Genomic DNA, 24,207 nt, shown 5'->3' on the forward strand with positions numbered 1-24,207 from the left:
TCAGAAAGAATAGTATGAGTATATCGCTAATGGGGAAGATGTGAAAGGATAAGAGCTATTTGTGAAAAGGTAAAAGCTAGACGGGGTTGTGAGAGTAGAATTTAACTTTACATTTCACATTCTTGAAAAATAATAGAAAAAAGTGTTGACATTTGTCCGAAGATATATTATACTACCGAAGTGCTGAGGCACAAAAGAGCAAACGGCCTATTGGTCAAGCGGTCAAGACGCCGCCCTCTCACGGCGGAAACCCGGGTTCGATTCCCGGATAGGTCACGAAAAAGGCTGTCGCAAAAGCAGGAGATTGCTGGAGCGGCGGCCATTTTGTTTTTGTGTCATGTCACAGGGCAAATCTGAAAGTCCAATATTACAATACCAGTATTTTTACATTTCAAAAAAATCCATTATAATCATCATAAAAGGAAATGAGGTGCATTCGTCAGTGTTTGCGGAGCGTTTAAAGCGACTGAGGCGTTCCAGGGAGCTGAATCAGGTACAGCTGGCCCAAAAGCTTGGTGTTCAGAAACAGAGCATCAGTAATTGGGAAAACGACAACATCATGCCATCGGTGGAGATGTTGGAGCGGGCAGCAGATTTTTTCGGAGTGACCACCGATTACCTGTTGGGCAGAGAGAAAAAAACGGAGAGCAGGTTTTTGCTGGACGTATCCGGACTGCGGCAGCGGGAGATCGACCATATCCGGCAGCTCATTGAGGATCTGCGGAGGCAGTGAGAAATTTTATCCATTCTGATTGATCTATTATTCTTTTATATCTATCTGATTTTATCATTTACAGGTCCGAGGATCGGGACCACAGTTCCAGGATGTGAGAAACGTAGGTTGCAAAGAGAAAAAGAGGTATTATGAGGCTGATTTTGTGGTTTGGAAAACTGGTTTCCGGGATCACGATGCTGGCTCTTTTGTTGGCATCCCTGTTTGTGGTTCCACGGCTATTTGGTGTGGAGCCCTATATTGTGATTTCCGGATCCATGGAGCCGGCCGTTCACACCGGCGCGGTGGCGTTTGTGAATACGGGAGACCGGGAGTGTCAGGTGGGAGACATCATCACCTACCGGCTGAATGGGGGCGATGGGGCGCCGGTGGTGACCCACCGCGTGGTTGGAGTGGAAAATGGGAGCTATATCACCAGGGGAGATGCCAATGAGGTGCCGGATCTGGCGCCGGTAGAGCCTTCGCAGGTGCTGGGCACATTTCTGTTTCAGATTCCGTGGATCGGGTATCTGGTGGCGTCTTGGCGGCCGTGGATGGCAGTGCCCGCATCCCTTTGGCTGATTTTTCTCAATGGGACAGCCATGGCGTTGGAGGCAGCGAGCTCCGGGGACGGGGCATCAGATAAAAAGAAAAAGGGAAAGGAGAGCGAAATGGAGGCTGCGGACGTTTCGCGGAAAAACATATGAAAACATACGGACGGAGGACGGCGGCGACAGCGGCTGTGTGCGCGATGATGGGAGCGCTGGCACTGGGAGGAACCATGGCTTATCTGACGGACAATGAGGCCCATGTCAACACATTTACGGTGGGAAAGGTGCAGATTGACCTCCAGGAGCCGGGCTGGGATCCGGGAGACGGCGAGGAGCTGGTTCCCAATGAACGCCTGGATAAAGATCCGAAGATCGAAAATACAGGGACGAATCTGGCCTATGTATTCGCGGAGGTGAAGATCCCGGCCAGGGATGTGGTGACGGCGGGCGCGGACGGGACCAAGAAGGCCAGCGCCGTCCAGGATCTGTTCACCTACGGCACAGTGAAACTGGAGGAGGAGAAGGAAATCTATACGGCGGGAGGCATCAATGAGGGCTGGAGCCTGCTGCGCTCCGACCAGGCAAAGACGGACGGGAGCTACAGCACCTATCTGTTTGGCTACAGCAGGCCGCTGGCGAAGGGGGAGGAGACTCCAGGAGTATTCGACCAGGTAAAGCTGATCAATCTGGTGGAAGGACAGCTGGACTCCCAGAGTTTGGAGATCCCGGTGAAGGGATATGCCATTCAGGCGGAGACCAATGGGGACGGACAGACCACCATTGAGGGCGTGGAGATTGAAAATCCAGAGCTCCTGACGGAGGAGGAGATGAAGGCGGTGTATGCCGTATTCGCTGGGCAGAACAGCACCTTTGCGGATCTGACGGACGTGGAGGACGGTCTGAAGGAGGCGGACACCAGCGGAGAAAAGGATCTGTCGGGAGGTTCCATCACCAGATGATCAGCATGAGGAGAGAGTATGAGGAAAACCGCAAAAGGGATGATGGCGGCCGGAGCCCTTCTGATGGCGGCGGCTCTCGGCTTTGAGGGGACGTACGCTTACTTTACGTATTTGCGGGAGGTTCGGAACCGTCTCTCGGTGGGGCACAATGAAATTACCATCACCGAGGACTACGATCCGCCGGAGGAGATCACGCCGGGGGAGGATACCTCCTTTTATAAGAAGGTTCAGGTGCGCAATACGGGGCCGGTGCCCTGCTATGTGCGGGTTCGGCTGGAATATTCCGATTCCCATATGAAACAGTTCTGCACCAATGTGCTGGAGGGAAACCGGGCGCCGGCGGAGGAGTGGGGAGCAGTCATAGAGGAGTTTTCCGGCGGTGCGTGGATTTTTGGGGACGATGGTTTTTACTACTGCCGGGATGTCCTGGAACCGGGAGAGACAACAGGGCTGTTGCTGGAGCAGGTGGAAGTCAGTGTTCCGGAGGAACAAAGCGATATGGTGACGGAATTTGAGATTCTGGTCTATGGCGAGTCGGTTCAGACTATGGTTCATGAATACGGGCCAAACGGGGAAGTGACGGCGGTGGAGGCTGCGGACTACCGGGAGGCGTGGGATCAGATTCTGGAGGGATTGGAGCAGAAAGGAGGGGCGTGATGGGAAAGAGAGAAGGAAGATGGCCGTTTTCTCTGGTGGTATCTGCGATGGCGGCGGTATCCGCGGCAGTTTGGTGCCCGATCCATCCCCTTTCTGCCGCGGCCGCCGTGCGCTCCTATTCCGTGGAGGCGGAAAACAGGATCGGAACGGGGGATGTGAATATCACCCTGGAGGAGTTTCAGCTGGACGAACAGGGAAGGGAGATTCCCTATGTGGACGGGAAACAGGTGGTACCCGGGCAAAAGGTGGACAAGCGCGTGCGGATCCGGAATGAGGCAGAACCAGCTTGGATTCGGGCGCGGGTGGAATACAGCACGGAGGATGGGCTGGAGGGGATGTCCGATGAGATGTTGGACGGAATGGATCCGGTCTGGAAAAAGTGCGGAGCCTACTTTTATTACAGGAAACCGGTGGAGACGGGAGAAGAAATTTCCCTGTTCCAAACCCTCACGGTACCGGCGGACTGGGATGAGAGTGCCGGCGGGAAAGGGTTTTCCGTGACGGTGACGGCCCAGGCTGTTCAGACGATCCATGTGTTTCCGGACTTTGAGACGGAAGATCCCTGGTTTGGGATCCCGGTGGAGGAATGTGTCCACAGCCCTTATGTCCTGGACGAGGAGGGAGAACGACAGGAATTTTCCGTAATTTTTGAAAATGGATCTGAGGGCTTTGTAAAGACGGGAGAGGATTTCTTCGACAATTTTTCCCGGCTGATGCCGGGAGATACGGTGCAGGATGAAGTGACAGTGGGGAGCCGCTACCGGGGAACGGTGGACATCTGGTTCCGGACGGAAACGCTGGAACAGTCAGAAGATGGGAAACGCCTGTTGGAACAGCTGCGGCTGACAGTCTGGAAGGGAGAAGATCTGCTCTATGACGGGCCTTTAGAGGGAAAGGAGCTGGAACCTGGGATTCTTCTGGCGGAGGGGTTGTCAGCGAATGAGCAGGAGGAGTTGGTTTACAGGATACATATGCCGGAGGAGCTGACCAATTCCTCGGCGGTAAAGCAGGCGAAGGTAAAATGGATATTCCGCGCGGAGTATGGAACTTCTTCCGGCGGAGGCGGAGGTTCTTCCGGTGGAAAGCCTTCCGGCGGGAACCAGGTTCCGAAACCGGGAAAAGAGGTGCCGGAGAGCGTTCCGGAGGTCATCCAGGAGTGGGTGGAGGCTCTGCTGCCGAAAATGGGCGACAGCAGCCGTCCGGAATTGTGGCTGTCTTTGTTGGCCGGCGGATTTCTGCTGCTGGCTGCCGCCATGCCGGGAAAGAAACGGTAGAAGGAGGGGAGAATGGGAAGAAAAGAGGAGAAAGGCCGGCGGAGCCTTCGGCTTTGCCGTCTGGGAAAACGGATCTTGGCGGGGGCATTGGCCCTCGCCCTGGCAGTGGTTCCGGTACCGGCGGTGAAGGCGGCGTCTGTGGCGGAGATTTCCGGCTTTAAAGTGTGGATTCAGTGGGCTAGCGGTTCTTCGGCAGATGTGCTGAACTGGAATGCCTCCAGAGAGGAAGAAAAGACGCTGGTTTTGCAGGTCCATTACCGGAGTGACGAAAACAGGAGCTTTGAGGGAATTCCCGCGAACAGCATCCGGATCCGCGTGCCGGGAATCGGTATGGCGTGTCGGGATTCCGTAAAAAGGGCGGAGAGCACGGCAGGCAGCGGGGAAGGGGAACGGATTTGGGGCTATACTTATGAGGCTACCACAGATACCTACGTATTTACCAATGAGAAGGCTGTGGAGGGAGAGACCAGTCTTGCGGGAGTATTCCAGCTGGTGTGGAATCTGAATTCCAGAGAGGTGACAGACGGCTACGGGCAGACCATACAGGCGGTGCTGGAGAGAGGAGGAGAGACGGCTCTCACCAATGGGATCCGTTTTTCGTTCACTTCCAGGGAGGACACCTTTGCGCTGGAGGCCCAGGCCAACGCCCTGGAAGGCCCGGATGGCCTTGGGGAAGATGCCAACAGCTACTATTGGGTACGCTACGGGGTAAAAGAAACCATTTCGGAGCGCTCCCGCGCCGCAAAGAACAAGTACTATACGGTAGAACTGCCGGAAGGGGCAGAGCTGAAACGGGTGGGAGACGGAACCTTTGAACGCTTGGGAGGGAATCGCTACCGGTTTTCCTACGGGGCTTATCAGAATGTGTATATTGCCTATCCCAAAGAAAAGTTTGGAGGAACAGAGGTGGAACAGACCTTCTCTCTGTACGGAACGTATCTGGACAGGGAAAAGGAGGTGCTGTTGGCGGAGGACAGGACGGCCGTCATTCCCAATGACTACGGCTTTGTCTATAACGGGAACCTCTACTGGGTAGGAAAAGGAGGGTGGGTTTTAGAAGGCGCCGATGCGGTGAAACGGGAGCGGCTGTATCAGGGTCAGGTTCTGGACTATACTTTGATGGCCATTGCCAGACATCCTGTCCAGACGGCGGCGTTTTCAAATGCTCTTTTCGCGACTGCCCCGGAGTGGGATCTGGAAGTGGCTAGCCCGTCGGAAAACAGGACGGCAGCCCTTTCGGAACGACTGGATGAGACGGAACCCCTGGGAAACATCTCACCGGTTCTGGAACTGTCCATGGCCAGTCCGTCACAGTGGGAGAGTTATGAGATTCCGGAGGAGGACGACGTACAGGGGGTGGAGCGGATGCTCTTTGCGGAGGGCCGGGCCCCGTCCATGGATCTGTACCTCTGCGACGATTTTATTGACATCACCGGGGCGGACGGATCCTTCCGCCAGCTGGGGGACGAGGAGTACGAGCTGGTGGATGTCACCATTCCCTCCCGAACGTCTTTCACCAATGCCAACGGATTTCCCGTGGAGAGCGGAAAGTACACAGTGGAGATCGTCCTGGGAACGGACCGCCACGCAGAGGCGGCAGCAGCGTTCCCCGTTGATGGAAATGCCCATACTTACCGTTTCCCCCAGGGGACTAACCGCTTTTTCATCCGCATCCGCGATGTGAAGGAGTCCCTCTATATCAACCAGTTCGACATCCGACTGAATGTGAAGTTTCACTTAAATCCCCGCAAACCGGTTATGGAGAGCGGCGTGATCCGCAACAATGATGGGCTGATCGTGGAATACGGAGGCGTTCATCATAATACGGTGTTTGATGATTCCTATCTGGGATCCGACGGGGAGCGAGTGCGGAAACGGGATCTGGACACCTATGGACTGCTGGTGCAACGGTGGTATTACGATTATCCCTACGAGTCTGACACCGTTTATCACGATGTGAAGGTTTCCGTGGGGGAGTTTGAAGGAGGCGAACAGGGGTATCAGGCCCAGGCCAGCTTTCGCTCGGAATTTTACCGGGCGGAGGATCTGAAGGGCTGGGAAGTGTATTCCCTTTTGCCTGCCGGAGTGACGGTGGACCGGACCCGGGACGGGACAGTGAGCCTGATCGGCGGGTTTTTCGACGAATTTGGCAGCCGCCTGGATCAGACGGCGTTAAAGGATGGATTTTCCCTTCAAATCACGGACAATTACAATCACACGGGGAGAACTCTGGTAAAAGGGCGGTTTGACTACGCTCATATACCGGTGAGCTGCCCGGATTCCACGGCTTACGCGGTGTTTCAGGTGCCGCTGCTGGTGGCCTTTGAGGATCTGGAGCAGTACGGAACCTCCTATGTGATCGGGGCAGAACAGCTGCTGGACAGCGACGGAAAAGGGAGCAGCGCTTACGGCACCGGCAAAAACGGCCTGGACGACGGTACCGCTTTCAGTGACGAGGCATGGAGCGACATCAACGGCGATGGAGAAACCGATCAGGCGCTTGTGTTTCACAGCTGTTCCGCGTCCATTGCCAAGGTAATGGCCACTCAGATCGAGCTGAAGAAGTTTGTGAGTACGCCCAGGACCTACGGAAACTATTGGACGAATATGGCGGAAAACGGGGAATACAGGGATCTTTGGGCGTATTTTCAGCACAGATATACCTACCGCCTGAATCTGAAAAATACGGGCACGCCGGCAGCCCATGTAGTGATTTATGACGAACTGGAGCGGGGAGTGGCCCAGGACGGGAGCCGCAGCCAGTGGAGAGGCGTTTTGGAAACGGTGGATACCTCCCGCGCGGAGGCGCTGGGATTGGGGCCGGTGGTCTGGTATTCCACGGCAGAGGTTCCCGGAACGCTGGACAGCGGAAACTGGAGCCGTGAGTTGCCTCCTGATCGGGCGGCGATTACGGCCGTTGCCGTGTCCTTTGAACAGGAGAGGATGAAACCTTCCCAGGATGTCTGGGTGGATCTGCACATGACGGCGCCGGAGGCGCAGGATGCCCTGGTGGGAAAACAGGCGGTGAACGGGTTTTCGATTACCTTTCAGGCTACGGGGCGGGAGGACGCCCTGGAATCCAATCCTGTCGCGGTGAAACTGGATCATCCCAAAGGGACGGCAGCCGTGGAAAAGGTGGACGAAGTGTCCGGGGAAAAACTGTCCGGATTTGAATTTGAGCTGCTGGAGAAAGATGGCAGCCGGGCGGCGGTCATCACGGAAAATGGAATGGCACCGGAAGATGTCAAGACGGGAACCTATACCCTGCGGGAGACAAAGGCGCCTCAGGGATATGAGAAAGCGCCGGATCAGGAAGTAACCCTGGAAGTGGGCCTGAACCGGATCACCGTGAAAGATCCCCGGATCCCAGGAGCCGTAAAGCTGATAAAAAAAGATGCCTCCGATTCTACGATCCGCTTGAGCGGAGGGGAATTTCGCCTTTGCAAAACCGACGGAACCCTTGTGGAGAAAGGGCTGAAAACGGATGAGAACGGGGAACTGACCGTAGAAAACCTGGAGTGGGGAGACTACTACCTGGAGGAGATAAAAGCTCCGGAAGGCCACTATCTCTACGGCAGCGCGAGACGGTATTTCACGGTGGGAGCAAAGTCTCTTGTTGTGAGGCTGGAGATGGAAAACAGAAGCTACGGAACGGTGACCTTGGAAAAGCGTGACGGGGATCAGCCGGAAAAGACTGTTTCAGGGGCTGTGTATGAGCTTTACGACAGCCTGGGAAACCTTCGGGGGACTTACACGACAGACAGGGACGGCAGGCTCACTGCGGAGAAACTGGAATGGGGATCCTACTACTTTCTGGAAAAAGAGCCAGCTCCCGGCTATGAGTTGAGGGAGGAGCGGATTGAGTTTACCGTATACGGCGGAAATGTCCTGGAGGAGATCCTGCTGGAGACCACAGACGAGGAGCAGACCGCGGCAGTCCGCCTCACAAAATCCGACCGGGAAAATGGCGAAAAGCTGGCTGGTGCCGTATACTCCCTGAAACGGGAAGGGCCGGATGGGGATGTGGACATGGGTATCTACAAGACGGACCGGACGGGAGAACTATTCATAGAAGACCTGAAATTTGGAGACTACAGACTGGAGGAGATCGGAGCGCCGGAAGGCTATCAGCTCCCGGAGGAGAACCAGGTGGAGTTTCGTCTGGATGCGGAGACTGCCGGGATGGTGCTGGAGCTGGAACACGAAAATGACCGAAAAAAAGGAGCCATTCTTCTGAAAAAGGTAGACGAGGAAGGGGTGCCGGTGGCAGGAGCTGTCTTTGATCTGTACAAGGACGGAGCCCTGTACATGGAAGGACTGGTGTCGGATGAATTTGGCTTGATTGAAGTGGGAAGTCTGCGAGAACCGGTTCTGGAGTGGGGAACCTATGAACTGCGGGAAACCGGAGCTCCGAAGGGCTATGAGCCGTCGGAGGAATCCCTTTCCTTTGTCATTGACGCCGGCCACGTGCGTGTCCCTGTGACGGTGACAGCAGTCAACTCCAGGGAAAAGGGAACGGTAAGACTGGTGAAATACAAAAAAGGCGACCGGGAGACGGTGATTCCCGGGGCGGTGTACGGGCTGTACAATGGGGAAGGCGTGTGCGTTCAGAAACAGACCACTGATGAAAAGGGAGAGGCGCTGTTTGAGGAAATTCCCTGGGGTTCCTATTATCTGCAGGAACTGTCTGCCCCGGAGCCCTATGGGGTTTCGGAGGAAAAACTGCGGTTTTCCGTGAACCGGGACAACTGCCACATTACGCAGCTGCTGGAGGGGGAGGACGAAGTCCGGCGGACTTCTCTGACCATTGTAAAGCAGATCGGAGCGGAGGATGTTTATCAGCCCTACGGAACCCCCACCTTTTTGTACCGCATTGAAGGAAAGGACGGGACTGGGGTCAAACATACCTGGTACCGGCAGATTGTCCTGGGAGAAGGGGAGCAGACCGGCTCTGTAACGCTCCAAAACATCGAGGCCTCTGACGAAAACGGATACCGGATCACGGAGCTGGATACGGTGCGCTATGAGCTGGAACATATATCGGGAACCCATATCCGGGATATAGACGTTGGCCAGGGAAGTGCCGTGGCAGATCTTTGCGGCTATACGGAGGCAGAGGCTGTGTTTGAGAACCATTTGACGGAGTGGCAGAAGGTTTCCCATACGGCAAATGCGGTGAATGTGGTGAAGAAAGAGCGAAGCCTCACCTATCTGGAGGTGGAGTACACCGGGCCGGAGGATGTGACGGAACTCTTTGCGGACGGCAGACTGCAGCTGGCGGGAAACCGGGATTTTCTGGAATCCTATCTGACTGTCACGGCATATTACGATGGAGAGGACTCTCAGGGGAACATTTCCAGAGTGCTTTCCTGGAAAGAATACCGCCTGGAGCCGGAATATCTGGAGGGGCAGGGAACGGCAGCTCCCTATGCCTATCAGGTACAGGTGTCCTACGAGGAAAAGGGGACGAGGCGGAGCGGCAGCTTTCAGGTGGAGGCCAGGGCGGACCGGGCCGTGTACACTATGGTGTATCACAATCCTTTTGGAAAGAATACGGAACCAGTGGAGGAACTGGTGCGGTATGGGACAACCTGGCTGTTGACGCCGGAGGAGCCGGCGGGGTACCAGTTTGACGGCTGGTACGAGACGGCAGATTTTGCGGGAACCGGTTATCAGCCGGGAGATTCCTATGAAAATCAGGACCGGCAGAAGGTGGATCTCTACGGGAAATGGACGCCCATTCCCTACCGTGTGACCTATCATTTGGAGGGAGGCACCCTGTCGGGTCAGAAAACCGAGTATACCGTGGAGACGGAGACCTTCTATCTTCCTCAGCCTCAGAGGGACGGCTATACCTTTGCCGGCTGGACAGGCTCCAACGGCGGGACGCCCCAGAAAACCGTGAGCGTTGAGCGGGGAAGTGTGGGAAATAAGGAGTTTACAGCCTGCTGGACCCCGGTCACCTATACCATTTCCTACCAATTAAACGGAGGAACCATAGCCGGGCAGAAAACGTCCTACACGGCGGAGACTGCCGATTTCCTGCTACCGACACCGGTGAGAGCGGGATACCGGTTCACTGGCTGGACAGGATCCAATGGCACGTATCCTCAGACGCAGGTCATAATCCGAAAAGGAAGTACGGGAAACCGCTCCTACACGGCCAACTGGCAGCAGCTCTACGGCGTGCTGATACCGGGGATGCAGTTTAACGAGACCGTAAAGGAACTGTCTACCGGAGTCTCCTGTTCCTTTGGTACGGCAAACACGGCGATCCGAAACATCGCCGTTGCAAATTCAGCCCCGGAAGGAGCCAAAACGGTACTGGTATCGGAGAGCGGCAGTCCGGCGGAGGTGCTGGCGTACTTCGAGGAGACATCGGGAACCCTCTATCTGGTATGTGAAAGTAATGACATTCGTCTGAATGCCAGAGCCAACTATGTGTTTAACAACATGGACGGCCTCACAAAGGTAGATCTGACCATGTTCAACACCTCTGAAATGACCAACACCGCCAGTATGTTCAACGGCTGTGAAAATCTGACGGAGATCCGGCTGACGGGAGTGGACACGTCAAATGTGACGATCATGTCCCGGATGTTCGCGGACTGCAAGAACCTGAAAACCTTGGATTTAAGCAGCTTTTCCACCCAAAAGGTCACCACCATGCAGGATATGTTTTCCAACAGCCAGAATCTTTCGGCCATCACTTACGGCAGCGGATTTGTGTATCCGGATTCCTGCAACACCGAGTTTATGTATTACAAGTGTCCGGCCAACAAACCTGCATGGAATGGCACATGGACTGCATACGGAAAGTTTACTCCTGCGTCATAAAATGGAGAAAAACCCCGTAAATACTGGATCAATTCCACTAAAACCCGTGAAAAATCTGTCAAGCTGTTTGCAAAAAAATGCAGAAAAATTGAATAAGCGCGGTTGCTGCCTCCTGCGAAATGTGCTATGATTGTAACAGAAACATATTGTATACAAAATACAAACAAAGTACAAGATTCAAGGAGGAGATCGCTATGGCAGTACACGTAATAGATGAGGCAAATCGCTGCTTGCAGTGTAAGAAACCACTGTGCCGGGAGGGATGTCCCGTTCATACCCCCATTCCGGATATGATCCGGGCTCTGCGGGAGGAACGGCTGGAAGAAGCAGCCTATATGCTGTTTGACAACAATCCCATGTCCCTGGTGTGTTCTCTGGTGTGCAATCATGAAAATCAGTGCGAAGGCCACTGCGTGTTGGGAAGAAAGGGTCACCCGGTTCACATCAGCAGCATTGAAAACTATATTTCCAACACCTACTTTGAGCGAATCCGCGTGGAATGCCAGCCCCGGAACGGAAAAAAGGTGGCGGTGATCGGCGCCGGCCCTGCCGGCATCACCATCGCCATCCTTTTAACCAAAAAGGGCTACAGCGTGACCATTTTTGACTCCAGGGAGCGGATCGGAGGAGTTCTTCAGTATGGAATCCCGGATTTCCGGCTGCCGAAAACCATTTTGGAGCGGTATCAGAAAAAATTGGAATCCATCGGCATCCGCATCCGCCCCAATACCACCATCGGCGGCGCCCTGGAAATCAGGGATCTGTTTCGGGACGGCTATGAGAGCATCTTTATCGGCACCGGAGTATGGCGTCCCAAAACTCTGGGGGTAAAAGGAGAGTCCCTGGGAAACGTCCACTTTGCCATCGACTACCTGGTAAATCCAGACGTCTACAGCTTAGGGGACCGTGTAGCCATCATCGGCATGGGAAATTCTGCCATGGATGTGGCCAGGACAGCCCTGCGCCACGGTTCCAGGGAGGTGACCTTATACGCCAGGGGAGAGGCCAGCAGCGCCAGCCAGCACGAAACGGACTACGCGAAACTGGAGGGGGCTATGTTCCGTTTCAACAAGGCGATACAGGAGATTAATGACGACGGTCCGGTGTTTCGGGAGATTTACCGGAACGAGGAGGGAAATATTGCGGGATACTCCCAGGAGACGGAGCAGGTGTACGCGGACTCTGTGATTATTTCCGTGAGTCAGGGACCAAAGGATAAGCTGGTAAACACCACGGAAGGTCTGAAGGCCACCTCAAACGGGCTGTTGGAAACTACGGAGAACGGCGAAACCACGGTAGAAGGAATTTTTGCCTCCGGAGATGTGGTTTTGGGGGCAAAGACGGTGGTGCAGGCTGTGGAATATTCCAAGAAAGTGGCAGATGCCATGGATTCCTATATGAAAGCCAAAAAACAGCAGAATCACAACTTTTAAGTTGTAGTTGATACAATTCCTTGACTTTAGCGTTTCTGTGTGATATAGTTTGGTCAATGGTTAGGAAAAGGTCGAAGGGGACGCTACTGGAGAAAGTGCGTCCTTTTTATTTAACAGGAAAGAGCGTTTCCTGTTAAATAAAAATGTTTCGCAAGGAGGCGCGCTCCGCGCAGCATGGAAATGGATTTCTTTACGGCTGCGGCTCAGTCCGAACGATATTTCCGGTGTATGGGAGATCTCGCCGGGGAGTGGACTTTTTCCAAATTCCAGCAAAATACTTCGTAAAACGGAGATCAATGAGGAGGAAAACGATTATGAAGAAATGGACAGCACTCACTTTAGCGGCAGTAATGGCAGCATCTATGGCAGGCTGTGGCGGCGGCACGGACGCCGGGACGACGGCAGCTCCGGCAGCGGACACCACAGCGGCAGATACGGCAGCAGAGAGCACGGAGGCTGCGGCAGATGATACCGAGGCAGCAGACGCCGCATCTGATAAAGTTTATCAGATCGCAACGGATATTACTTTCAAGCCTTTCGAGTTTGAGAATGAGAACGGAGAGATGGTGGGAATCGACCTGGATCTTTTAAAGGCAATCGCTGAGGATCAGGGTTTCACCTACGAGCTTCAGGTAGTAGGTTTTAACGCGGCAGTTATGGCTATGGAGACCGGCGCCGCTGACGCGGTGATCGCGGGAATGTCCATCACTCCTGAGAGAGAGGAGTTATACGATTTCTCTGATCCCTACTTTGAGTCCGGCGTAGGCTGCGCAGTTCTTTCCACCTCCGAGGCGACGGATTACAGCGATTTCGCAGGAATGCAGGTGGCTGCTAAGACCGGTACGGAGGGCTGCAAGTTTGCGGAGTCCATCGCAGAGGAGTACGGCTTTACGGTAGTACAGTTCGACACCTCCGCAATGATGTATCAGGATGTAATGGCAGGAAACTCTGTAGCCTGCTTTGAGGACTACCCGGTTATGGGCTACGAGATCAGCCAGGGCATGGATCTGAAACTGTTAGATAAGCTGGAGTCTGCCAATAACTACGGCATCGCAGTGATGAAGGGCCAGAACGCGGAGCTGATCGAGATGATCAACGCCGGCCTTGCGAACTTAAAAGAGAGCGGAAAGTACGACGAGATCATTGATACTTATATTAAGAAGTAATAAAAAGTGAATCTGAAGTCCGGCGGAGAGTTCGGGGGTACGGCCCCCGGACTTTCCGTGCGGTTTTCAAAAAATGGCCATGGGCAGCGGAGAGCGGAAACTGCGGATTTCGTTTTCCGGTGTTCACGGCAGAAAAACTGAGGAAAGCAGGTAAAGGACCATGATACAGATCGCAGATATTCTGGCGAAGAATTTCCCTGTGCTGCTGGCGGCGCTGGGAGAGACTCTGAAACTGACGGTGGTAAGCTTATTTTTTGCCACCATCATCGGTGTGATTTTTGGATTGCTTAAGGTGTCTGGAAAGAAACCGCTGAAGATCCTGGCAGATATTTACATCGACATTATCCGCGGCACGCCGCTGATGGTACAGACCATGATCATTTACTACGGCATCGGCCAGATGCTGCGTCCCATGGGATTTATGTGGGCGAACTACGGCGGCTCCTTTGCGGCGGCGGCAGTGACCCTGAGCCTGAACGCAGGCGCCTATATGGCGGAGATCATCCGCGGCGGAATCGAGTCCGTAGATAAAGGACAGATGGAGGCGGCCAGAAGCCTGGGAATGTCCTATGCGAAATCCATGCAGAAGATCATTCTTCCCCAGGCGTTCCGGACGATGCTCCCGTCCATTATCAACCAGTTTATCATCTCCCTGAAGGATACCTCCCTGGTATCTGTAATCGGAGTGTCCGAGCTTACGAAACGAGGAAATATCTTAACAGCGAATGCAGCGGCCCGCTCCATGGCAATCTGGGTGACGATCGCTCTGTTCTATCTGGTAATCTGCACCATTCTGTCCAGAGTGGCAAAAATCATGGAAAGGCGGGTGTCTTATGGCAAATAAGATCGTGGTAAAGAACCTGAAGAAAACCTTTGGCCATCTTGAGGTTTTAAAGGATATTAATATGGAAGTGGAAGAAGGAGAGGTGGTCTGCCTCATCGGTCCCTCCGGATCGGGAAAGAGTACCTTTCTGCGCTGTCTGAACCGTCTGGAGGACATCACGGACGGCGTGGTACTGGTGGATGGCCATGCCATGTCAGATAAAAAGATCAATTTAAATAAAATCCGGGAAAACATTGGAATGGTGTTTCAGCACTTCAATCTGTTTCCTCATCTGACGGTGCTGGATAATATCACCATCGCTCCGGTGGAGCTTAAGAAAATGACAAAGGCCGAGGCCAGGGACAAGGCCATGGAGCTTCTGGAAAAAGTAGGGCTGTCTGACAAGGCGTCCGCTTTCCCGGCCCAGCTTTCCGGCGGCCAGAAACAGCGTGTGGCCATTGCCAGGGCTCTCGCCATGAATCCGGACATCATGCTGTTTGACGAGCCCACCTCCGCTCTGGATCCGGAGATGGTGGGAGAGGTGCTGGAGGTAATGAAACAGCTGGCCGCGGACGGAATGACCATGGTGGTGGTGACCCATGAGATGGGCTTTGCCAGGGAAGTGGCGGACCGGGTAGTGTTTATGGACGGCGGTTATATTGTGGAGGAAGGCACCCCGGAGGAGGTATTCGGCCATCCCAAGGAGGAGCGGACCATCAGTTTCCTCAATAAGGTGTTGTAAGCAGCGGGACGAGGGCTGGTAAGGTTGGGAAGTTCCGGAGCAATTTCGGACATAGGGGCGTTTCGCGGGACTCCCGTGAAAGCGCCTGTCCCGAAACCTGGTGTGATAAAGGAAAAAGGCACAAAACGTCAAACCGAAAAATCCGGTTCCCGTAAAAGGTTTCGTAAAAATTGCCGCTGTAAAAAGCTAAGGTAAAAAGCTAAAGCTAAAAAAATCCGGCTCCCGTAAAATTCTGCTTGCCAAATCCGGATTTTATGGTATAATAAAAACTGTTCTTGAAACAGGCAGATGTAGTTCATCGGTAGAATATCAGCTTCCCAAGCTGAGGAGGCGGGTTCGATTCCCGTCATCTGCTTTCGAAATTATGAGAGGAACCCTTGAGCTATCAAGGGTTTTTTCTTCGTTTTACAGGAAGTTTTTGCCTTTTCCGGGTCTGTGGGAATGTCCGCAAGTCAGAGGGAATAGAGGAGATGTCTGCGAGCCAGAGGGAATCTTTGCAGACAAGAGGAAATCTCCGCAAGCCAGAGGGAATGCCGGCAAGTTAGAAGGGACCTTCGCAAACCAGAGAGAATCTCCGTCAACCGGAGAAAGCCTCTGTAAATTAGTAGAAGGAGCCTCCGCAAGCCAGAGGGAACCTTCGCCAACCAGAGGAAACCTCCGCAAGCGAGAAGGAATCCCGCAAGCTGGAGTGAACCTCCGCAAATAAGAAGAAGACTCCGCCAGCCAGTGGGAATGCCAGCCAGCCAGAGGGAACCTTCGCCAGCCAGAAGGAATCCCGCAAGCTAGAGGGAACCTTCGCCAGCCAGAAGGAATGCCCGCAAGCCAGAGGGAACCTTCGCCAGCCCATGCCCTCCCCCTTCGCCCCCTTCGCAGAAAAGCAGGAAAGAAAAGGCATCCTCCCTCCGCCCCCTCATCATCCCTACAAATTTCGCAGTACCCATTTGCTCTGCGGCATCCGTCGCAGCGTCAACCTCATACCTCAACCAAAGAAAGGAGGACAGCTCTTGCTGGCAGAAAATCGAAAGAAATGGAAAGAACGGTGGGATTCCTTCACCGCGGAATGTGGCCGCGGCCTCTGGCTGACGGTGTTTGCGGCAGTGTTTGTATACGGGATCCGGCTGGTGGAGGAAGACCTTTCCATCGACACGGAAATTATGCTCAATAACCAGCAGGAGATGCTGGACTCCTGGATCGGAATCGGGCGTTTTGGACTGGTATTTACGAAAAAACTGTTTGGTTTTCAGCGTCTGGTGCCCTTTACGGAAAATCTGATGATGTTGCTGGCGCTGATCGCCGCGGGAGTGGTGCTGTCCTTCGCCCTTTGGACCTGGTGCGGGGAAGACCGGCGTTACCGGACGTTTTGCGGGATTCTTCCCGCCCTTTTCCTCACTGGCCCCTGTTTTGCGGAGCAGTTTCACTTTACGCTGCAGGCGTTTCCAGTGGCCTTTGCCATGGGATTGGCGGCTGCGGCGGTATTCTCCATGGAACAGTGGGCCTGGGAGAGAAGGAAGGTCTGGTGGCTGGCGACAGGCGTTCTTTTAGGGGCGTGGGCGGCAGGCACGTATCAGGTGCTGGCCGCCATGGAGGTGGCCCTGTTTGCCATGGCGTATTTCCTGCGGGTGACAGAGGCGAAGGGAGAGAAAACATGGCTTGTTTCCGGGATTCGCTCGGCGGCGGCCTTCGGGCTCACCATGGCCCTCTATGCCGGTCTTTCCGCGGCGGTAAAGGCGGTGACCGGCTCCTACTCCGCCTATGTGGAGGGACAGATGCACTGGGGCGAGGGGATCCGGGTCTGCCTGCACTACATTTTAAATGACGTGACCAGGATCTTAAAGAGTACGGAGATTTTTTACCACCCGTGGACCGCGCCAGTGCTGGCGGTGTTTGCCCTGGCGGCGGGCTGGCGGATTGTCCGGCTGCCCGGATCCCTGGAGCGAAAGCTGTGCGCCTGGTTCAGCCTGGCGATGGTGGCGGCATCCCCCTTTTACCTGACAGTGGCCACCGGCTACTACCAGCCGGCCAGAGCGCAGCTGGTTTATCCCCTGGCCCTGGCCTTCTGGTGCAGCTACCTGACGGCCCCGTGGCCGGAACTTCGCGAAAAGGAATCCTGCGAAAAGGAGCCTTGTGAAAAGAGGGGAACGGAGGCAGAACCTGGGGATTCCGTGCCCAGATCAGCTGCAGCCGTTCCATCTTGCAAAGCCGGAACTGGGAAACGTCCTCCGGCCCTTCCCTGGCTGAAATGGGCAGCCTGCCTTCTCTGCGCGGTGATCGCCGTGGATCAGGCCCAGGTGACCACGGGATTGTTCCGCACGGCGGCGGAGGTGAGCCGAAACGATCAGCAGCTGCTGAACCGGATCTACAGCCGGGCGGAGGAAGTGGCGGACACGGAGGATATGTCCCAGGTGATGATCCTTCTGGTGGGCAAACGGGATCCCGTCCTGTCTCCGGACAGCCTCACAGGGGATACCATTGGCTATTCCTACTTTAACTGGGAGGACGACATCCTGGGAGTGACCGGCCGGATCTTTACGGAAAATGGCCTTGGCCGGGCCATGGGCCTAGAATACGGCCCGGTGAATACCCAGTCCTATGAAAACGCCGTGGCACAGGCAAAGGGCCGTCCCATCTGGCCGGCAAAGGACAGCGTCTGGGAAGTGAGCGAAGGCGTGGTGGCGGTAAAATTGGGGGAGGAATAGAAAATTTCCTTTAAAAGCGGCGCCTGCGCCCATTCCCCACAAGGTACAACCGGTCTTAAAGGCGGAACATTTCCCGTGGGCGGGCCGCAGGCCCTGTGCGCGGATTTCCGACTTTTGAGCCCGGTATCTTGCAAAACGAAAAAATTTATGCCATAATCAGGTGGCATATGAACGGATAGAATACGAGATTTGGAGGCATTACATGGCAAAGACACAGTATAATGCGGACAGCATCACCGTGCTGGAGGGCCTGGAGGCGGTGCGCAAGCGCCCTGGTATGTACATCGGGGACGTGGGCACCAAGGGGTTAAACCATTTGATCTATGAAATCGTGGACAACGCGGTGGACGAACATCTGGCGGGCTACTGCAACGAGATCTGGGTGACGCTGGAGGCGGACGGTTCCTGCACCGTAAAAGACAGCGGCCGCGGCATCCCGGTGGGAATGCACAAAAAAGGCATTTCCGCGGAGCGGGTGGTGTTAGCGACCCTCCACGCGGGAGGAAAATTTGACAATGAGGCCTACAAGACCAGCGGCGGCCTCCACGGCGTAGGCTCCTCTGTGGTAAACGCCCTGTCTGAGCGGATGGACGTGAAAATTTACCAGAACGGCGGCATCCATCACGACGCCTACGAGAGGGGAATCCCCACAGTCCAGCTGGAGAACGGCCTGCTGCCGGTGGTGGGAAAGACGAAGGCCACGGGAACGGAGATCAACTTCCTGCCGGACGGGGAAATCTTTGAAAAGACCAGGTTTAAGGACAAATGGCTGAAAAGCCGCCTGCACGAGACCGCTTACTTAAATCCGGCCCTGACCATTCATTACGAAAACCGCAGAGCCGGTGAGGAGGAGCAGGTGGACTACAGCGAGCCGGACGGAATCGTGGCCTACGTGCGGGAATTAAATGCTGGCAAGGAGACGGTGCACGAGCCGATTTATTATAAGGGGACGTCGGAGAAGATCGAGGTGGAGGTAGCCATCCAGTTTGTGGACGCCTTTGAGGAGAACACTCTGGGATTCTGCAACAACATTTTCACCCAGGAAGGCGGCACCCATCTCATGGGCTTTAAAACCCGTTTCACCCAGCTGATCAACGGCTACGCCAGGGAGTTAGGGATCCTGAAGGAAAAGGATAGCAACTTCACCGGAGCGGACACCAGAAACGGTATGACGGCCATCGTGGCGGTGAAGCACCCCGACCCCATTTTCGAGGGTCAGACCAAGACGAAACTGGCCAGCGCCGACGCCACCAAGGCCGTATTTTCCGTGACCGGGGACGAGCTTACCCGGTATTTTGACCGGAACTTAGAGGTGCTAAAGGGCATCATCGGCTGCGCCGAGAAATCGGCGAAGATCCGCAAGGCGGAGGAAAAGGCCAAGACCAATATGCTCTCCAAATCCAAGTTTTCCTTCGACAGCAACGGAAAGCTGGCAAACTGTGAGAGCCGGGACGCCTCCAAGTGCGAAATTTTCATTGTAGAGGGAGATTCCGCCGGCGGCTCCGCCAAAACGGCCAGAAACCGCCAGTACCAGGCCATCCTGCCCATCCGAGGAAAGATTCTGAACGTGGAGAAGGCTTCCATGGACAAGGTGTTGGGAAACGCGGAGATCAAGACCATGATCAACGCCTTCGGCTGCGGCTTTTCCGAGGGCTATGGAAACGATTTTGACATTGGAAAGCTGCGGTACAACAAGATCATCCTGATGACGGACGCGGACGTGGACGGGAGCCATATCGACACGCTGCTGCTCACCTTTTTGTACCGGTTCATGCCGGAATTAATCTACAACGGCCACGTGTACATCGCCATGCCCCCCCTCTATAAGGTGATTCCCAAAAAGGGGCAGGAGCAGTATCTGTTTGACGACAGGGAGTTGGAGCGCTACCGGAAAACCCATACGGGAGAGTTTACCCTTCAGCGGTATAAGGGCCTGGGAGAGATGGACCCGGAGCAGCTCTGGGAGACGACCCTGGATCCGGAGCGGCGGGTACTCAAGCAGGTGGAGATCGAGGATGCCCGCATGGCATCGGAGATTACGGAAATGCTCATGGGCAGCGACGTGCCGCCCAGACGGCAATTCATTTACGACCACGCGGACGAGGCGGAGATTGACGCCTAGGCGGCGGGCATGGAAATAAGCGAGGAGAATTCAAATGGCTGAAAAGATAATAAAGACGGAATATTCAGAGGAAATGCAGAAAAGCTACATGAATTATTCCATGAGCGTGATCACCGCCAGAGCCATCCCTGACGCCAGGGACGGCTTGAAACCGGTACAGCGGCGGGTACTCTACGATATGAGCGAGCTGAGGCTGAACCACGACAAGCCCCACCGGAAAGCGGCCCGTATTGTGGGAGATACCATGGGTAAGTACCATCCCCACGGCGATAGCTCCATCTACGACACCCTGGTGGTCCTGTCCCAGGGCTTTAAAAAGGGAATGCCTCTGGTGGACGGACACGGAAACTTCGGCTCCATCGAGGGCGACGGGGCGGCTGCCATGCGTTACACCGAGGCCAGGCTGCAAAAATTTGCGGAGGAGGTCTATTTAAAGGATCTGGACAAGACCGTAAATTTTGTCCCCAACTATGACGAGACGGACAAAGAGCCGGAGGTGCTGCCGGTGCGGGTGCCAAACCTCTTGGTAAACGGCGCCGAGGGCATCGCCGTAGGCATGAGCACCAGCATCCCCACCCACAACCTGGGAGAGGTGGTGGACGCGGTGATGGCCTACATCGACAACCCGGACATCTCCACGGCGGAGCTGATGGAAAAGCTGCCGGGCCCCGACTTCCCCACCGGCGGCATCATCGCCAATAAAAGCGATCTGCCCGCCATCTATGAGACCGGCTCCGGACGCCTGAAACTGCGGGGGCGGATCGAGGTGGAGCTGGGAAAACGGAAGGCGGACCGGGACAAGCTGGTGATCTCGGAAATCCCCTACACCATGGTGGGCGCCGGCATCAACAAGTTCCTGGTGGACGTGGCCGACCTGGTGGAGTCCAAAAAGCTGCCGGACGTGGTGGACATTTCCAACCAGTCCAACAAAGAGGGCATCCGCATCGTGCTGGAGCTGAAAAAAGACGCCGACGTGGAGAAAATCAAGGCCATCCTCTACAAAAAGACGAAACTGGAGGACACCTACGGCGTCAATATGCTGGCCATCGTGGACGGCCGCCCGGAGACCTTAAACCTGCGGGGGGTCTTAAAGAACTTCATGGACTTCCAGCACGAGAACACCACCAGGAAGTACAAGGCCCTGCTGGAGAAAGAGCTGGAGAAAAAGGAGGTCCAGGAGGGACTGATCCGGGCCTGCGACATCATTGACCTGATTATCGCCGTGCTCCGGGGCTCCAGGAACTTAAAGGACGCCAAGGCCTGCCTGGTAAACGGCGACATTTCCAATATCCATTTCCGCACTCCCGGTTTTGAGGAGGACGCCAAGCGCCTCTGCTTTTCCGAGCGCCAGGCCACGGCCATCCTGGAAATGCGGATGTACAAGCTCATCGGCCTGGAGATTCTGGCCCTGGAAAAGGATTACAAGGAGACGGTGAAAAAGATCGAGCGGTATCAGAAGATTTTAAAAAGCCGGAAAACCATGGATCAGGTCATCAAGGACGACCTGCTGGCCATCCGGAAGGAATTTGCCATTCCCAGGCGGACGGTCATCGAGGACAGCCGGGAGATCGCCTACGTGGAGACTCCCGCGGCGGAGCAGCCGGTGGTGTTTGTCATGGACCGGTTCGGCTACTGCAAGACCCTGGACCGGGCCGTGTATGAGCGGAACCGGGAGACGGTGGACGGGGAGCACACCCACGTGGTGCCCTGTATGAGCTCCGACCGGATCTGCCTGTTTACGGACATAGGCGCCCTGCACCAGGTCAAGCTGGCGGATGTGCCCGCGGGAAAGCTGCGGGACAAAGGCGTTCCCATCGACAACCTGAGCCGGTTTGACGGCACGAAGGAGGAGATTGTTTACCTGGTGAACGGGGAATCCCTCTATGAGAGCACCCTGCTCTTTGCCACAAAGCAGGCTATGGTGAAACTGGTGCCTGGCAGCGAGTTCTGCACCAACAACCGCACCGTGGTTTCCACAAAGCTCCAGGAGGGAGACAGCCTGACGGCGGTGGTGCCTGTAAACGGGGAGCACGACGTGATTCTCCAGACGGACGGCGGCGTATTCCTGCGGTTTTCCATGGAGGAAATCCCTGTGATGAAGAAGGCGTCCAAGGGCGTCCGGGGCATGAAACTGGCCGACGGAGAAAATTTAGAAAAAGTTTATTTATTAGGAGACGATCCTGTAGTAGAATATAAGGGAAAAGACGTCCATCTGAACCGGCTGAAACTGGGAAAGAGGGACGGAAAAGGAACCCGGGCGAGGCTTTAATCCCGCCCGAAACAAAGGAGAAGGAGGAAATTTTATGCCAACACTGACAATTCCCACACCTCATATGACTGCGAAGGTAGGAGACGTAGCGGAGACCGTGCTGCTGCCGGGTGATCCCCTGCGGGCCAAATTTATTGCGGAGACGTTCTTAGAGGACGCCGTACAGTTTAACGCCGTGAGAAATATTTTCGGCTACACCGGAACCTACAAGGGAAAGAGAGTATCCGTTATGGGTACCGGCATGGGCTGCCCGTCCATCGGAATCTATTCCTACGAGCTGATCCACGGCTACGGCTGCAAAAACCTGATCCGCATCGGCTCCGCCGGCGCCTTAAATCCCAACGTAAAGGTGAAAGACCTGGTATTTGGAATGGGCTCCTGCACCACGTCCAACTACGTGAGACAGTTCCGCCTTCCGGGAGATTACTCCTGCATCTGCAGCTATGAGCTGCTGGAGAAGGCCGTGGCAGCCGCCAAAGAGAAGAATCTGCGGTACCACGTAGGAAACCTGCTCTGCTCCGATATGTTCTACACCCCCAATATGCCGGAGATCGGCACGTCCTGGAGCGACATGGGCGTCCTGGCGGTGGAGATGGAGTCCGCAGCCCTTTACAGCAACGCGGCCGCGGCCGGCGTGAACGCCCTCTGCATCGTGACCATCTCCGATTCCGACATCACGGGAGAGGCCATGACGGCACAGGAGAGGCAGGAGAGCTTTACCGACATGATGGAGGTTGCTCTGGCCCTGGCCTGATGTTTGCGTAGTGCGGACATTTGTTTGCATATCGGCAAAAAACACTTGAAATTTTCCTCGTCTTGTTATAGGATAGGAGAAAAATGTCGGCAAGACAGCGAAAGAGGAGAATGATTATGGAAAAGAAACTGAGAGTAGGCGTTCTCGGCGCCACGGGTATGGTGGGACAGCGGTTCATTTCCCTGCTGGCGGATCACCCCTGGTATGAGGTGGTAACTGTGGCGGCCAGCCCCCGTTCCGCGGGAAAGACGTATGAGGAGGCTGTGGGCGGACGGTGGAAAATGGCCGTTCCCATGCCGGAGGCCGTAAAAAAGCTGGTGGTGATGGACGTGAATCAGGTGGAGGCTGTGGCCGCCACTGTGGATTTCGTGTTCAGCGCCGTGGATATGACGAAAGAGGAGATCAAAGCCATCGAGGAGGCTTACGCCAAGACGGAGACTCCCGTGGTATCCAATAACAGCGCCCATCGCTGGACTCCCGACGTGCCCATGGTGATTCCGGAGGTGAATCCGGAGCACTTCGAGGTGATCGCCGCCCAGAAGAAACGTCTGGGAACGGAGAGAGGCTTTATCGCCGTAAAGCCCAACTGCTCCATTCAGAGCTATGCCCCGGCCCTGGCCGCCTGGAAAGAATTTGAGCCCTACGAGGTGGTGGCGACCACCTACCAGGCTATTTCCGGAGCGGGGAAGACCTTTAAGGACTGGCCGGAGATGGTGGAGAACATCATTCCCTACATCGGCGGCGAGGAGGAAAAGAGCGAGCAGGAGCCGTTGCGCATCCTGGGCACTGTGGAAAACGGGGAGATTGTGAAGGCGAAGGAGCCGGTGATCACCTGTCAGTGCATCCGCGTGCCCGTGCTGGACGGACATACGGCGGCGGCGTTCGTGAAGTTCCGGAAGAAGACGACGAAGGAGGAGCTGGTGGAAAAGCTGGTGAGCTTTAAAGGCCTTCCCCAGGAGCTGGATCTTCCCAGCGCTCCGAAACAGTTCATCCAGTATATGGAGGAGGACAACCGCCCCCAGGTAACCCTGGATGTGGACTTTGAGAAGGGCATGGGCATCTCCATCGGCCGTCTGAGAGAGGACACGGTCTACGACTGGAAATTTGTGGGACTGTCCCACAACACCGTCCGCGGAGCGGCGGGAGGAGCTATCCTCTGCGCAGAGCTGCTGACGGCGAAGGGATATATCAGCGCGAAATAAGCGGAGGATA

15 protein-coding genes and 2 tRNA genes are annotated in these 24,207 nt (G+C 55.2%); all 17 read left to right on the forward strand.

What is annotated here, in order from left to right; all coding sequences use genetic code 11:
• The first annotated feature begins 204 nt into the window (after window positions 1-204).
• Window positions 205-276: transfer RNA gene (locus B5E84_RS09090), tRNA-Glu, on the forward strand.
• Window positions 277-442: 166 nt separating this feature from the next.
• On the forward strand, window positions 443-733 hold the full coding sequence (locus B5E84_RS09095; protein ID WP_087222099.1) for a helix-turn-helix domain-containing protein: 291 nt from the start codon (window positions 443-445) through the stop codon (window positions 731-733).
• 131 nt (window positions 734-864) lie between these two features.
• Window positions 865-1,419 (forward strand): signal peptidase I, encoded by a 555-nt coding sequence (locus B5E84_RS09100; protein ID WP_087221925.1) that lies wholly within the window; start codon window positions 865-867, stop codon window positions 1,417-1,419.
• Window positions 1,416-2,222, forward strand: coding sequence for a SipW-dependent-type signal peptide-containing protein (locus B5E84_RS09105; protein ID WP_087221927.1), 807 nt, complete (start codon window positions 1,416-1,418; stop codon window positions 2,220-2,222). Before B5E84_RS09100 ends, B5E84_RS09105 begins: the two co-directional genes overlap by 4 nt.
• Window positions 2,223-2,240: 18 nt before the next feature.
• Window positions 2,241-2,879, forward strand: a complete 639-nt coding sequence (locus B5E84_RS09110) for a hypothetical protein (RefSeq protein ID WP_087221929.1) — start codon at window positions 2,241-2,243, stop codon at window positions 2,877-2,879.
• Complete coding sequence (locus B5E84_RS09115; protein ID WP_087221931.1) at window positions 2,879-4,153, forward strand: hypothetical protein; 1,275 nt, start codon at window positions 2,879-2,881, stop codon at window positions 4,151-4,153. Before B5E84_RS09110 ends, B5E84_RS09115 begins: the two co-directional genes overlap by 1 nt.
• Window positions 4,154-4,165: 12 nt before the next feature.
• Window positions 4,166-10,990 carry a SpaA isopeptide-forming pilin-related protein gene (locus B5E84_RS09120; RefSeq protein WP_087221933.1) on the forward strand — a complete coding sequence of 2,275 codons (6,825 nt, stop codon included), beginning with the start codon at window positions 4,166-4,168 and terminating at the stop codon, window positions 10,988-10,990.
• Window positions 10,991-11,184: 194 nt separating this feature from the next.
• Window positions 11,185-12,423 (forward strand): NAD(P)-dependent oxidoreductase, encoded by a 1,239-nt coding sequence (locus B5E84_RS09125; RefSeq protein WP_087221935.1) that lies wholly within the window; start codon window positions 11,185-11,187, stop codon window positions 12,421-12,423.
• Between the two features lie 314 nt (window positions 12,424-12,737).
• Window positions 12,738-13,589, forward strand: a complete 852-nt coding sequence (locus B5E84_RS09130; RefSeq protein ID WP_087221937.1) for a transporter substrate-binding domain-containing protein — start codon at window positions 12,738-12,740, stop codon at window positions 13,587-13,589.
• Between the two features lie 163 nt (window positions 13,590-13,752).
• Entirely contained in the window at window positions 13,753-14,433 is a 681-nt protein-coding gene (locus tag B5E84_RS09135; RefSeq protein WP_087222101.1) for an amino acid ABC transporter permease, read from the forward strand.
• Window positions 14,423-15,154: an amino acid ABC transporter ATP-binding protein gene (locus B5E84_RS09140; RefSeq protein ID WP_087221939.1), complete on the forward strand. Its 732-nt coding sequence runs from the start codon at window positions 14,423-14,425 to the stop codon at window positions 15,152-15,154. Before B5E84_RS09135 ends, B5E84_RS09140 begins: the two co-directional genes overlap by 11 nt.
• 284 nt (window positions 15,155-15,438) lie before the next feature.
• Window positions 15,439-15,509 (forward strand) — tRNA-Gly (locus tag B5E84_RS09145).
• Window positions 15,510-16,158: 649 nt separating this feature from the next.
• Window positions 16,159-17,850 (forward strand): glucosyltransferase domain-containing protein, encoded by a 1,692-nt coding sequence (locus B5E84_RS09150; RefSeq protein ID WP_162612834.1) that lies wholly within the window; start codon window positions 16,159-16,161, stop codon window positions 17,848-17,850.
• Between the two features lie 202 nt (window positions 17,851-18,052).
• Window positions 18,053-19,972: a DNA gyrase/topoisomerase IV subunit B gene (locus B5E84_RS09155; RefSeq protein ID WP_087221943.1), complete on the forward strand. Its 1,920-nt coding sequence runs from the start codon at window positions 18,053-18,055 to the stop codon at window positions 19,970-19,972.
• Between the two features lie 34 nt (window positions 19,973-20,006).
• Window positions 20,007-22,241, forward strand: coding sequence for a DNA gyrase/topoisomerase IV subunit A (locus tag B5E84_RS09160; protein WP_087221944.1), 2,235 nt, complete (start codon window positions 20,007-20,009; stop codon window positions 22,239-22,241).
• 34 nt (window positions 22,242-22,275) lie between these two features.
• Entirely contained in the window at window positions 22,276-22,995 is a 720-nt protein-coding gene (deoD, locus tag B5E84_RS09165) for a purine-nucleoside phosphorylase (RefSeq protein ID WP_087221946.1), read from the forward strand.
• A gap of 116 nt (window positions 22,996-23,111) precedes the next feature.
• Complete coding sequence (gene asd, locus B5E84_RS09170; protein WP_087221948.1) at window positions 23,112-24,197, forward strand: aspartate-semialdehyde dehydrogenase; 1,086 nt, start codon at window positions 23,112-23,114, stop codon at window positions 24,195-24,197.
• Window positions 24,198-24,207 lie beyond the last annotated feature (10 nt).

The organism is Lachnoclostridium sp. An14 (genome assembly GCF_002160755.1).
Taxonomy (GTDB): domain Bacteria; phylum Bacillota; class Clostridia; order Lachnospirales; family Lachnospiraceae; genus Lachnoclostridium_A.